13 protein-coding genes are annotated in these 12,971 nt (G+C 59.3%); 4 read left to right on the top strand and 9 right to left on the bottom strand.

Going from position 1 to position 12,971, the window contains the following annotated elements:
- Positions 1-88 precede the first annotated feature (88 nt).
- Positions 89-985 carry a site-specific tyrosine recombinase XerD gene (xerD, locus tag CLU80_RS18990; protein ID WP_093436805.1) on the bottom strand — a complete coding sequence of 299 codons (897 nt, stop codon included), beginning with the start codon at positions 983-985 and terminating at the stop codon, positions 89-91.
- A gap of 107 nt (positions 986-1,092) precedes the next feature.
- On the opposite strand from xerD, the gene CLU80_RS18985 reads away from it, so the two are divergent.
- Positions 1,093-2,901: a cation:proton antiporter gene (locus CLU80_RS18985; RefSeq protein ID WP_099758085.1), complete on the top strand. Its 1,809-nt coding sequence runs from the start codon at positions 1,093-1,095 to the stop codon at positions 2,899-2,901.
- Between the two features lie 118 nt (positions 2,902-3,019).
- Here CLU80_RS18985 and CLU80_RS18980 read toward each other — a convergent pair whose 3' ends face one another.
- The 6 genes from CLU80_RS18980 to ffh form a co-directional block, all read right to left on the bottom strand.
- The gene (locus CLU80_RS18980) at positions 3,020-3,433 is read right to left on the bottom strand and encodes an acyl-CoA thioesterase (protein WP_093436815.1); all 414 of its coding nucleotides are present in this window, start codon (positions 3,431-3,433) and stop codon (positions 3,020-3,022) included.
- A gap of 91 nt (positions 3,434-3,524) precedes the next feature.
- The gene (gene rplS, locus CLU80_RS18975) at positions 3,525-3,875 is read right to left on the bottom strand and encodes a 50S ribosomal protein L19 (RefSeq protein WP_003175895.1); all 351 of its coding nucleotides are present in this window, start codon (positions 3,873-3,875) and stop codon (positions 3,525-3,527) included.
- A 45-nt stretch (positions 3,876-3,920) separates the two neighbouring features.
- Positions 3,921-4,673 (bottom strand): tRNA (guanosine(37)-N1)-methyltransferase TrmD, encoded by a 753-nt coding sequence (gene trmD / locus CLU80_RS18970; protein WP_008081628.1) that lies wholly within the window; start codon positions 4,671-4,673, stop codon positions 3,921-3,923.
- A gap of 2 nt (positions 4,674-4,675) precedes the next feature.
- Positions 4,676-5,212 carry a ribosome maturation factor RimM gene (gene rimM / locus CLU80_RS18965; protein ID WP_093436819.1) on the bottom strand — a complete coding sequence of 179 codons (537 nt, stop codon included), beginning with the start codon at positions 5,210-5,212 and terminating at the stop codon, positions 4,676-4,678.
- Positions 5,213-5,217: 5 nt separating this feature from the next.
- A complete protein-coding gene (rpsP, locus tag CLU80_RS18960; RefSeq protein ID WP_016986371.1) occupies positions 5,218-5,469 on the bottom strand; it encodes a 30S ribosomal protein S16 in 252 nt (83 codons plus the stop codon).
- 311 nt (positions 5,470-5,780) lie between these two features.
- A complete protein-coding gene (ffh, locus tag CLU80_RS18955; RefSeq protein ID WP_007908988.1) occupies positions 5,781-7,157 on the bottom strand; it encodes a signal recognition particle protein in 1,377 nt (458 codons plus the stop codon).
- Between the two features lie 210 nt (positions 7,158-7,367).
- Here ffh and CLU80_RS18950 point away from each other — a divergent pair, with 210 nt between their 5' ends.
- From CLU80_RS18950 to CLU80_RS18935, 3 genes are all read left to right on the top strand, one after another.
- Complete coding sequence (locus CLU80_RS18950; protein ID WP_034154823.1) at positions 7,368-8,180, top strand: cytochrome C assembly family protein; 813 nt, start codon at positions 7,368-7,370, stop codon at positions 8,178-8,180.
- A gap of 12 nt (positions 8,181-8,192) precedes the next feature.
- Positions 8,193-9,434, top strand: a complete 1,242-nt coding sequence (locus CLU80_RS18945; protein ID WP_099758084.1) for a transporter associated domain-containing protein — start codon at positions 8,193-8,195, stop codon at positions 9,432-9,434.
- Positions 9,435-9,690: 256 nt separating this feature from the next.
- A complete protein-coding gene (locus CLU80_RS18935; RefSeq protein WP_093436835.1) occupies positions 9,691-11,007 on the top strand; it encodes an MFS transporter in 1,317 nt (438 codons plus the stop codon).
- Between the two features lie 120 nt (positions 11,008-11,127).
- On the opposite strand, the gene purT is transcribed toward CLU80_RS18935, so the two are convergent.
- Together purT and CLU80_RS18925 are read right to left on the bottom strand one after the other, a co-directional pair.
- Positions 11,128-12,309 (bottom strand): formate-dependent phosphoribosylglycinamide formyltransferase, encoded by a 1,182-nt coding sequence (gene purT, locus CLU80_RS18930; protein ID WP_093436840.1) that lies wholly within the window; start codon positions 12,307-12,309, stop codon positions 11,128-11,130.
- A 100-nt stretch (positions 12,310-12,409) separates the two neighbouring features.
- A complete protein-coding gene (locus CLU80_RS18925; protein ID WP_016986366.1) occupies positions 12,410-12,877 on the bottom strand; it encodes a VUT family protein in 468 nt (155 codons plus the stop codon).
- Between the last annotated feature and the right edge of the window lie 94 nt (positions 12,878-12,971).

Genomic DNA, 12,971 nt, shown 5'->3' with positions numbered 1-12,971 from the left:
CCTGCTCGCGAAAGCGGTGTGTCAGCTAAATGAACGCTGACTGACACTCCCTCTTCGCGAGCAGGCTCGCTCCCACAGGAATTTTTGTTCAGCCGCGCGGGTGGTGTTTGGCGTGCAGATCCTGCAATCGAGCGCGGGCGACATGGGTGTAGATCTGTGTAGTAGAGAGGTCGCTGTGGCCGAGCAACATCTGCACCACGCGCAAATCCGCGCCATGGTTGAGCAAGTGCGTGGCAAACGCATGGCGCAAGGTGTGCGGCGACAGCGACTTGCCGATCCCGGCAACCTTGGCCTGGTGCTTGATCCGGTGCCAGAAGGTCTGGCGGGTCATCTGCTCGCCACGCTGACTGGGAAACAGCACATCGCTGGGGCGGCCACCGAGCAATTCGCTACGACCATCACGCATATAGCGCTCGACCCAGACGATCGCCTCTTCGCCCATGGGCACCAGCCGTTCCTTGCTGCCCTTGCCCATCACCCGCAACACACCTTGACGCAGGTTGACCTGTTCCAGCGTCAGGCTGACCAGTTCTGTCACGCGCAAACCACAGGCATACAACACTTCGAGCATGGCGCGGTCTCGCTGACCAATGGCTTCGCTCAGGTCCGGCGCTTTAAGCAACGCCTCGACGTCGGCTTCCGACAGCGATTTGGGCAGAGGCCTACCGAGTTGCGGCATGTCGACGCGCAATGTCGGGTCGACGCTGATCATCTTTTCCCGCAGCAAATAGCGATAAAAGCCACGCACCCCGGAAAGAAATCTGGCAGTGGAGCGCGGTTTGTAGTTCTGCTCCAGACGCCAGGCCAAGTGATCAAGGATCAGCTCACGGCCGGCATTGATCAGTTCCAGGTTTTTCTCCTGCAACCAGCCATTGAACAGCGCCAGATCACTGCGATAGGCGCCGCGGGTGTTATCGGACAGGCCTTTCTCCAGCCATAAAGCGTCGAGGAATTGATCAATCAGTGGATGGTCGATGGCAGGCATGGGCGCTCAAGTCACACAGCCTCAAGACTGTGCGCAAATGTAGAGTGAACTGTAGGAATGGGCGCTAGTCTTTCATAGCCCGCTAATTCAAGGAACAGGGAGCATCAATGAACGAGCAGCAAATTCTCTTGGCATTTGGCGGGATCGGCGCGGCCGCGCTGGGTTGCCAATGGCTGGCCTGGCGCCTGAAGTTGCCGGCGATTCTGTTTCTGTTGCTGACGGGGATTCTGGTCGGCCCGGTGCTGGGCTGGCTCGATCCACAGGAGATGTTCGGGCCGCTGCTGATGCCGCTGGTGTCGCTGGCGGTCGCGCTGATTCTATTCGAGGGCAGCTTGACCCTGCACCTGTCGGAGTGGAAGGAGATCGGCAGCGTCGTCCATCGACTGGTGACCATTGGCGCGATCTCGACCTGGATCGTCATCGCGGTCGCCACGCATTTTCTGCTCGGCTTCGACTGGATGCTGGCCATCCTGTTCGGCAGCCTGACACTGGTCACCGGCCCGACCGTCATCGTGCCGATGCTGCGCGTGGTGCGGCCGAAAGCCTCGATCGCCAACATTTTGCGCTGGGAGGGCATCGTTATCGACCCGATCGGCGCCCTCCTCGCCGTGGTGGTTTACAGCTTCATCATTGCCAGCGCCGAAGGGCACGGCCTCAAGCAGAGTCTGTTCACCTTTGGCGGGGTGATTCTCTGCGGCGCGGTGTTCGGCATTGTCGGTGGCTGGCTGCTCGGCACCGTGATCCGCCGGCAATGGCTGCCGGAGTATCTGCATAACCTCGCCTCGCTGGCGGCGGTGCTGGGGATTTTCATTGCCGCCAACGAAGTGATGCATGAATCCGGCCTGCTGGCGGTAACGCTGATGGGCATGTGGCTGGCGAACATGAAAGGTGTGGATGTACGGCACATCCTGCACTTCAAGGAAAACCTCAGTGTGCTGCTGATTTCCGGGCTGTTCATCCTGTTGGCGGCGCGCCTGGATTTGTACGCGCTGATCGGACTGGGGCCGCTCGTGCTGATTCTGCTGTTGGTGATTCAACTGATCGCTCGACCGCTGAACGTGCTGCTCAGCACGGCCGGTTCCAGCCTGAGTTGGCGTGAGCGCGCGTTGCTGTGCTGGATTGCGCCGCGCGGGATCGTTGCAGCGGCGGTGTCGGCGATTTTCGCGATTCGCCTGCATGAGGCCGGGCACGAGGGAGCATTGCTGCTGGTGCCGCTGACGTTTGCGGTGATCATCGGCACTGTGGTCCTGCAAAGTGCGACTGCGCGGCCACTGGCCCGACTGCTCAAGGTCGCGGAGCCGGCGCCGAGCGGATTTCTGATCGTCGGCGCCAACAGCCCCGCGCGCGATTTGGCCAAGTCGTTGCAGCAACTGGGCAGTCGCGTGCTGCTGACCGATTCGAGCTGGGAAAATATTCGTGCGGCGCGCATGGAAGGATTACCGACTTACTTCGGCAATCCGGCCTCGCAACATGCCGATGCGCATCTGGATCTGGTCGGACTGGGGCATTTGCTGGCGCTGTCGCCGTCGGGTGAACTCAATACCCTGGCGGCGATGCGCTTTCGGCATGATTTCGGCCATCAGCGCCTGTTCGGTCTGGCCAGCGGCCATGAAAGCCGCCGCAGTGACAAGCACCGCGCCAGCCTTGAACATCGTGGCAATCAGTTGGGCAGCGAGGCGTTTACTTACGCGAAACTCGCCAGCCAGATGGGCCAGGGTGCGGAGTTATACAGCACGACGCTGACGGATGGTTTTGGCTGGGAGGATTACCGCGCGCTGCATGGTAATCGTGCGACCTTGCTGTTTATGCGCGATGACAGCGGGTGGGTGCATGTGGTGACGCCGGAGACTGCTTTGAAACCAGGATCCGGGTGGACGCTGCTGGCGTTGATTCAGCCTGAGGCCAGCGGCGCCTGAGCTGACGCCTTCGCGAGCAAACTCGCTCCCACAGGGTTCGTGTCGAACATAAAAACTGTGAACGACACACTTCCTGTGGGAGCGAGCTTGCTCGCGAAAGGCTCGACTCTAATCTGGATCAGGCAGCAAACCCGGGCAGCACCGGCACCGGCCGCTTGTCATCATCAATAGCAACAAAACTGAACTGCCCATGAATCGCCTTCTCGCGGCCATCACAGCTCATGCTCTCGACAAACACTTCCACCTCGACCTTGAGGCTGGTATTGCCGACCTTGATCACCTTCCCGACCAGCTCGACGATGGAACCGGCCGGGATCGCGTGGTTGAAGTCGATACGGTCAGTCGACACGGTGACCAGTGGCAAGCGGCAGAAACGCGTGGCGGTGATGAAGGACACTTCATCCATCCATGCCAGCGCTGTGCCGCCGAACAAGGTGTTGTGGTGGTTGGTGGTCGGCGGGAAGACGGCTTTGGTTACGCGAGTTACCGAGAGTTCGGTACGGCGCTGGATTTCCTGGTCGCGGGGAGTCATGGTTCTGGCCTGAAACGAAAATACGTTGAATAAATTGCAGGCAACAAAAAAGCAGCCCGTAGGCTGCTTTTTTCTGCATCGGAAGCTGGGCTTAAGCCAGTTTTTCCTTGATGCGAGCTGCTTTACCCGACAGGTCGCGCAGGTAGTACAGCTTGGCTTTACGTACGTCACCGCGACGTTTAACAGCCATGCTGTCGATCTGCGGGGAGTAGGTCTGGAAAGTACGTTCTACACCAACACCGTTGGAGATTTTACGAACGGTGAACGCACTGTTCACGCCGCGGTTACGCTTGGCGATTACAACGCCTTCGAACGCTTGCAGACGGGAACGATCGCCTTCCTTCACTTTCACCTGAACGACAATAGTGTCGCCTGGGGCGAAGGTAGGGATTTCTTTGGTCATCTGCTCTGCTTCGAGTGCAAGGATGATTTTGTTGGTCATGCTGTGCTCCTAAGGTAAATCGTTCGATCTACCATCGATACGTTGTTAACTATCGTCCCGCTCGCGGATGTATTCCTCGAGCAGCTTCTTCTCTTCTCCAGAAAGCGAGCGGCTTTCCAGAAGATCGGCGCGTCGTTCAAAGGTCCTACCAAGGGACTGCTGTAAACGCCAACGCCGGATATGCGCGTGATTGCCACTCAGCAACACGTCGGGAACACGCTGATCCGCATACACCTCAGGTCGGGTGTAGTGCGGGCAATCCAGCAGACCATCCGTAAAGGAATCTTCCTCAGCGGAATCCGCATGCCCTAAAGCTCCAGGCAGCAGTCGTGTAACCGCATCGATCAGGACCATGGCCGGCAGCTCGCCGCCAGACAGTACATAGTCGCCAATCGACCACTCTTCATCGACATGAGCCTCAATAAAGCGCTCGTCAATGCCTTCATAGCGGCCGGCAATCAGGATCAATGCATCCGATTGTGCCAGCTCGCGTACCGCCGACTGAGTCAGTTGACGGCCTTGGGGGGACAGGTAAATCACCTTCGCCGCCTCCCCGGCTGCTGCCTTGGCCTGAACCAGAGCATCTTCCAGGGGTTTGATCTTCATCACCATGCCCGGACCACCGCCAAACGGGCGATCGTCCACAGTGTGATGCCGATCCGTCGTGTAATCTCGCGGATTCCAACAGGTCAGCTGCAAGAGCCCCTGTTTGACCGCACGACTGGTGATGCCGTAGTCGCCGATGGCGGAAAACATCTCGGGAAACAAACTGATCACTTCTACGCGCAAATTAGCCACGTTTAGAAGTCCGCGTCCCAATCCACCTTCATCTCGCCCGCGGCCAGGTCGACAGCCAACACGCATTGCTCCGTATAGGGCAACAGGCGTTCGCGATCATCCAGGCTGCCAGCGCAAGGCTTGACGACCATTACATCATTGGCGCCGGTTTCCAGAAGATGATCGATTTTCCCGAGCAATTGCCCAAGGGTGTCGATGACCTTCAGACCTTCCAGCTGGTACCAGTAGTACTCGCCTTCGGTCAATTCAGCGAACAGATTGCGCGGCACGCAGATCTCATAACCGGCCAGAAGACGAGCTTCTTCACGATCATCAAGACCCTTGAGCTTTGCGACCAGAAACTTGTCGTTCCCGCGTCCACTGACCAGCTCGACCTGTTTCACATTGCCTTCGCGCTTGAGCGTCCAGGTTTTGTACTGCAACAGGTTTTCAGTCGGATCAGTAAAGGAATAAACCTTCACTTCGCCGCGAACGCCATGAACAGAATAAATTTTGCCAATAACGATCAAATCATCGGCAACAGCAGGCGTCGCGTTCATATTGCTCAGGCCGCAGCCTTGGCAGATTCCTTCAACAACTGAGCAACGCGCTCAGAAGGTTGTGCACCAACGCTCAGCCAGTAGGCTACGCGCTCTTGGTTCACGGACAGACGGGTTTCCTGACCACGTGCAACAGGGTTGAAGAAACCAACCTGTTCTTTGTGGGAGCCGTCACGCGGGTTACGCGAGTCGGTTACGGTCAGGTGGTAAAACGGGCGCTTTTTGGAGCCGCCAAGGGCAAGACGGATTGTTAGCATGTGAACATCGTTCCTGTAGTCGGTGCTGCAAATCTAAATGCACAGCGGGCATGGGTGCCCGAAAGGCCGCATATTCTAAGGAATATCCGGATTTTTGCAAATGACTTTTTCCGGCGCCTATGGCATGCCGTGCAGATCTGCATATAGAGCCGTCGATGAAAACGGCCAGTCAGCTCCCGCCGAGTGCGGGTTTGCTGTTGATCCCGCATCCTTGCGGGGCCTGCGCCGGTGCGACGACCGGCGAGATTCCAGTATCCCGTCTCACCCATTTCACTCACTTTTGGCGAGTGAAATGGATGAGACGGGACACCTTACATTTTTGGCATGCCGCCGCCGGGCAACATTCCGCCCATGCCACGCATCATTTTCGCCATACCGCCCTTGGCGGAGAATTTCTTCATCATCTTCTGCATCTGCTTGTGTTGCTTGATCAAGCGACCGATGTCCTGCACCTGGGTGCCGGAACCCATGGCGATCCGACGCTTGCGCGAACCGCTGATCAGCTCAGGGTCGCGGCGCTCGGCCGGGGTCATGGAGTTGATGATGGCTTCCATCTGCTTGAACTGCTTCTCTGCGGCGTTCTGGGCATTGCCCATTTGCGACAGGTTGACGCCGCCGATGCTCGGCAGTTTGTCCATGAGCCCGCCGAGGCCGCCCATGTTCTTCATTTGTTGCAGCTGATCGCGGAAGTCTTCTAGGTCGAAGCCCTTGCCCTTCTTCAGCTTCTTGGCCAGTTTGTCGGCCTTGTCCTTGTCGAGCGTCGCTTCAGCCTGTTCGATCAGGCTGAGCACGTCGCCCATGCCGAGAATCCGCGAGGCGATACGCTCAGGGTGGAACGGATCGAGCGCTTCGCTCTTCTCGCCCATACCGATGAACTTGATCGGCTTGCCGGTGATGGCGCGCACAGAGAGGGCGGCACCGCCACGGGCGTCGCCGTCGACCTTGGTCAGGATCACACCGGTCAGCGGCAGTGCATCACCGAAGGCCTTGGCCGTGTTGGCCGCATCCTGACCGGTCATGGCGTCAACCACGAACAGGGTTTCGACCGGGTTGATCGCGGCGTGCAACGCCTTGATCTCACCCATCATCTCTTCGTCGATGTGCAGACGACCGGCGGTATCGACGATGACCACGTCGATGAATTTCAGTTTTGCTTCTTTAATAGCTGCGGTGGCGATGTCGACCGGCTTCTGGCTCAGGTCGGACGGGAAGAACGTCACGCCGATGTCGTTGGCCAGGGTTTCCAGCTGCTTGATCGCCGCAGGACGGTAGACGTCCGCCGACACGACCATGACCGACTTCTTCTTGCGCTCTTTAAGGAAGCGCGCCAGTTTGCCAGCGGTGGTGGTTTTACCCGCACCTTGCAAACCGGCCATCAGAATCACGGCGGGCGGCACAGCGCTTAGATTCAAATCTTCGTTGGCCGCACCCATCAGGCTTTCGAGTTCGGCCTGGACGATCTTCACGAACGCCTGGCCCGGCGTCAGGCTGCGCGACACCTCGGTGCCGACAGCGCGCTCCTTGACCGAATTGACGAAGTCCTTGACCACCGGCAGAGCGACGTCGGCTTCGAGCAACGCCATGCGCACTTCACGCAGGGTGTCTTTGATGTTGTCCTCGGTCAGCTTCGCCTTGCCGGTGACATGGCGCAGCGTCTGCGAGAGACGGTCGGTTAAGTTTTCAAACATTGCGCGATCCTTTCAGGCCCTGTGTAGACCGGGATAATGGCGGCCCAGACCGGAATCAACATGTGCTCGGCGAGCCTGCGGCGTGGGCAGGTCGCGGATTATAGCGAAGACTGCGGCTGGCGGACACCTCGCTGTCAGCTTCCTGAGTCTTTCGTGCCATGGCGGTTCTATGCCAAACTCAGCCCCTTTCGGGCCTGCCTAACAGGATTTATGCTCCCCTTGTCACCCAGTTTATTGACCACTCTCGCCGCCGCCCTTCTATATGCCGCTGCGACCCTTTATCAGAGCACTCGTCTGGCCACTGGTGCCAAGGCGAACAAACGCCTGCTGGTTAGCCTCGGCGCTCTCGCCGTGGTGGCCCACGCTGCCAGTCTGCTCACGCACCTACTGACCCCGATCGGTCTGGGCCTGGACTTCTTCAGCGCCTCGAGCCTGATTGCCGCGGCAGTGATCGCGCTGACACTGATTGCCTGCTCGCGAATCCCGGTGGAAAACCTGCTGGTGCTGCTATTTCCGCTGGGCGCGATCACCGTGCTGCTGGCGCAGTTCGCGCCGACCGGCACGGTGCAGATCATCGACGAAGAGCCGGGCATCCTCGCGCACATTCTGTTGTCGATCCTCGCCTACGGCATGTTTACCATCGCGGTGTTCCAGGCCTTGCTGCTGCTGGTGCAAGACCACCAACTCAAGCACAAGCACCCGTCCGGGTTGATCAAGAATTTCCCGCCGCTGCAAACCATGGAAAGCCTGCTGTTCGGCTTCCTCTGGGCCGGCTGGACACTGCTGTCGCTGTCGCTGATTTCCGGCTGGCTGTTCGTCGAGAACCTGTTCGCCCAGCATCTGGTGCACAAGACCCTGCTGGCCTGCCTGGCCTGGATCGTCTTCAGCGTGTTGTTGTGGGGCCGCAATCGTCTCGGCTGGCGCGGTCACAAGGCGATTCGCTGGACCCTCGCCGGTTTCTGCCTGCTGATGTTGGCGTATTTCGGCAGCAAACTGGTTCGTGAATACATCCTGCACATCTGACGGGCGGCATAAATGGACGGTTTGCCCCTAGGGCCGATGCTCGCGGTATTTGTCCTGCTGATTTTATGGTCGGGGCTGTTTACCGCCGTCGAAATCGCGCAGCAGTACCTGCTCGCGCAACGCATCGCCTCGCGCGCCAGCGATAAGCCGCTGGCGAAGCTGAGCTTCCCGCTCGACAGCCTTATTCTCTGCAACACCCTGTGCCGCGCTCTCGCGGTCGTCATCGCGACACTGCTGGCGATTTTCCTCTGCGAAGAAAACGGCCCATGGGCTGCGTGCCTCGGTGCCGGGGCAATCCTGCTGGTGTTCGCCGATTACTTCCCACGTACCGTCGCTCAGCGTTACCCCGATGCGGTGCTGGCGTTCGGCAATACCTTGCTGGCGGTGCCGCTGAAGATTGTTTATCCGTTTGCCTGGCTGTTCAGCCGTATCAGCGGTTTGCTGATGAGTCCGTTTGCGCGCAAGGTTCAGGTCGTGCAGCAAAGCGAAGATGACTCTCCCGTCGATCGCTACGACGATCCAGAGCATCCAGCGCGCGCGCACCCGGTCTCAGGCATTCATGCGCTGGACAATATTACGGTCAACGACATTCTGGTGCCGCGCAGTGACGTCGACGGCATCAACCTCGATGACTCGATCGAAGAAATCATCGAACAACTGCGGCATAACAAGCGCACACGCCTGCCGGTGTTCCATAGCGACATCAATCAGGTTGAAGCGGTGCTCAACACCCGGCAGATCCGGCACCTGCTGAACAACGGCGATCTGTCGCGCGAAGCGCTGCTGGCCGCCAGTTACGAACCGTACTTCGTGCCGGAAAGCACGCCGCTGCAACTGCAACTGCTGAACTTCCACAAGCAGCAGCGGCGCCTCGGCATGGTCGTGGATGAGTACGGCGAAGTGCTCGGCATCGTCACGCTGGAAGACATTCTCGAAGAAATCGTCGGCGAGTTTGAAAGCGAGCACAGTCTGGATAATCCGCATATTCATCCACAGGGCGATGGCCGCATGGTCATTGACGGTGCCGCGTCGATCCGCGAGTTGAACAAGTGCCTGGGTTGGCATTTGCCGAGCGATGGGCCGAAAACGCTGAATGGGCTGGTGACTGAAGCATTGGAGACGATTCCGGAAAGTGCCGTTTGCTTGAAGATCGGGCGTTATCGGCTGGAGATTCTTGAGACTGAAGAGAACCGGGTTAGCAAAGTGCTGATTTGGCATACCTCTTCTGTGCCTGCTTTGGTGCCTGCCCGATAAAAATCAAAAGATCGGGCCGCGTTCGGACGATCTTTTGCTCTTGTTTGATTGTTAGCCTCCTTCCTATAATCGAAACGCTTATCCAAGCCCCCGCCAAACCTTGTGCTTACCCCGCACCCAACAGGTTTCGGCCATTTCTGTTGTACTCCGGCGACTGTTCCTACCTGAAACAGCGACCGCGCCTCATCCCACATCCCTGGGTGCTCGACCATAATAATTCGCTCCAATGGAGCTCATGACTGTCAGGGATCACCGCATGACGACCAGTACCGCTTACAGCGCCACCGCGCCTGCCCAGCCGACCAACTCCGCCACCCGCGTGGCCACGGCAAGTTTTATCGGCACGGCCATCGAGTTCTACGACTTCTATGTTTACGCCACCGCCGCCGCTTTGGTGATCGGGCCGGTGTTCTTTCCACAGACCTCTGGCACCGCGCAGATGCTGTCGGCGTTCCTGACCTTCGGCATTGCCTTCCTCGCTCGACCGCTGGGTTCGGCGCTGTTCGGCCACTTCGGTGACCGTATCGGGCGCAAGTCGACGCTGGTGGCCTCGCTGCTGTTGATGGGCGTGTGTACGACGCTGATTGGCGTACTGCCGGGCTACGCCACCATCGGCGCATGGGCGCCGATTCTGCTGTGCGTGCTGCGTTTCGGCCAAGGGTTGGGATTGGGTGGCGAATGGGGCGGTGCCGCCCTGCTCGCCACGGAAAACGCGCCGAAGGGCAAACGTGCGTGGTTCGGCATGTTCCCGCAGCTCGGGCCTTCGATTGGTTTTCTCGCAGCAAACGGGCTGTTCCTGACCCTGGCCATGACTCTCACTGACGAGCAGTTCCGCAGTTGGGGCTGGCGGATTCCGTTTCTGCTCAGCGCAGCGCTGGTGATGGTCGGTCTGTATGTGCGATTGAAACTGCATGAAACACCGGTGTTCGCCAACGCCATCGCTCGCCAGGAGCGGGTGAAAATACCGCTGGTCGAGCTGTTCAGTCAGTACTGGGCGCCGACATTGCTGGGCGCGGCGGCGATGGTGGTCTGTTATGCGCTGTTCTATATCTCGACGGTGTTCTCCCTGAGTTACGGGGTTTCCACACTTGGCTATAGCCGCGAAACCTTCCTCGGGCTGCTGTGTTTTGCCGTGCTGTTCATGGCTGCCGCGACACCTTTGTCAGCCTGGGCCAGCGACCGTTACGGGCGCAAACCGGTGCTGATCATCGGTGGCGTGCTGGCGATTCTTTCCGGGTTCCTGATGGAGCCGTTGCTGACTCAGGGTTCGACCTGGGGCGTGGCGCTGTTTCTGTGCATCGAGCTGTTTTTGATGGGGGTGACATTCGCACCGATGGGCGCGCTGTTGCCTGAACTGTTCCCGACCCACGTGCGTTATACCGGCGCTTCGGCGGCGTATAACCTGGGCGGTATTGTCGGGGCCTCGGCCGCGCCGTTCTTTGCACAGAAGCTGGTGGCGATGGGGGGATTGGGTTATGTCGGCGGGTATGTGTCGGGGGCGGCGGTGCTGAGTTTGATTGCGGTGCTGTGCCTGAAGGAAACGCGTGGCAACGATCTGAATCAGGTTGCCTGACAGAAGATCAAAAGCTTCGCGAGCAGGCTCGCTCCCACAGGTTTTTGGGGTTGGTCACAGATTCTGTGTTCACCCAATCCCATGTGGGAGCGAGCTTGCTCGCGAATGTCGCGACTCGGTTTAGAGCTCGACCACAACAGCCTGAGCAGCGCGGGTCGCCTTGGCACGAGCGGCTTCGATCGACTCATCTCGCGCCAGCGCCACGCCCATGCGGCGCTGGCCATTCACTTCCGGCTTGCCGAACAGTCGCAGCGCCGTGTCCGGCTCGCTCAACGCAGCGCCGAGGTTGGCGAAAGCGGTCTGAGTCGACTGCCCTTCCACCAGAATCACCGCCGAAGCCGATGGCCCGAACTGACGGATCAGCGGTACCGGCAGGCCCAGAATTGCGCGAGCGTGCAGGGCGAACTGCGACAGATCCTGCGAAATCAGCGTTACCAGACCGGTGTCATGCGGGCGCGGCGAAACTTCGCTGAACCACACCTGATCACCCTTGATGAACAGCTCAACGCCGAACAGACCGCGACCACCCAGCGCTTCAGTTACCGCTTTGGCAACGCGCTCGGATTCAGCCAGGGCAACCGGGCTCATGGCTTGCGGCTGCCAGGATTCCTGATAGTCACCCTTCTCCTGACGGTGACCGACCGGCGCGCAGAACGTAGTGCCGCCGATGTGGCGCACGGTCAGCAGGGTGATCTCGTAATCGAAATCGATGAAACCTTCGATGATCACCCGGCCTTTGCCGGCGCGACCGCCCTCTTGCGCGTAATCCCATGCCTTCTGCACGTCATCAGCGCTACGCAGCAGGCTCTGGCCTTTGCCCGACGAACTCATGACTGGTTTGACGACGCATGGGAAGCCCAGGTCCTGAACGGCTTTGCTGTAGTCCTCGAAGGTGTCGGCAAAGTGGTACGGCGAGGTCGGCAGATCCAGCTCTTCAGCAGCCAGACGACGGATGCCTTCGCGGTTCATGGTCAGTTGCGCAGCGCGTGCGGTCGGGATCACGGTGAAGCCTTCGGCTTCCAGTTCGACCAGCGTGGCGGTGGCGATCGCTTCGATTTCCGGCACGATGAAGTGCGGCTTCTCGGCTTCGATCACGGCACGCAGGGCAGCGCCGTCGAGCATATTGATCACGTGACTGCGATGGGCAACCTGCATGGCTGGCGCATTGGCGTAGCGATCGACGGCAATCACTTCAACGCCCAGGCGTTGCAGCTCGATCACCACTTCCTTGCCCAACTCACCACAGCCACACAGCAATACGCGGGTCGCGGTTGGCGACAATGGAGTTCCGATACGGGTCATCTCAGGTCCTCAAAGAAGCGGATCATCGAGGAAAGCAACGCCAGACGCGCTTTCCATGGGGAGAAAGCGCGGCATTTTACATGAACCTGAGGCTTTGGCTTCAGCCGGCGACGGCCTGTTTACGCTCGCGCCAGGCCATGATCAGCCAGACGGCAGTGACGCCGGCGAATTTCGAAGCCAGAGCGGTGATGATCACCGGCGGCGTCAACAGGTCGATCATGCCGAAGAAGATGAAGGTATCGAGCGGAATACTCAGCGCCGAACTGATCCACAAGCGGTCGCGCAGCGGCCGTTTGGTGATGCTGAACACCAGCCAGTCGATGCACTCGGAGACCGCGAACGCCGTGGCACTGGCCAGGGCAATGGAAGGATCGGAGGTGACGTAAGACAGCACCAGCGCCGCCAGCATCGCCACGATCGCGCCGTGACCGAAGCGGGTTTGCACCATGTCGCGCAACACGAACACCAAGCCGCCCCAGGCCGACCAGATGATGTCCAGGTGTGGCGCGGTGGAGAAGGCGAAGTTGATCAGCACAACGCTGCTGATGTAGGCGATGAGGAAAATCATGGAGGTGACCTGTCAGATTGGCGCACAGATTACTGGACCGGCAGATCAAGAGCTACCCCCTCACCCCAGCCCTCTCCCCCAAGGGGGCGAGGGG

The organism is Pseudomonas sp. 29 (assembly GCF_002754355.1).
In the GTDB taxonomy this organism is placed as follows: domain Bacteria; phylum Pseudomonadota; class Gammaproteobacteria; order Pseudomonadales; family Pseudomonadaceae; genus Aquipseudomonas; species Aquipseudomonas neuropathica.
This window is presented reverse-complemented; position numbering and strand designations above follow the sequence as displayed.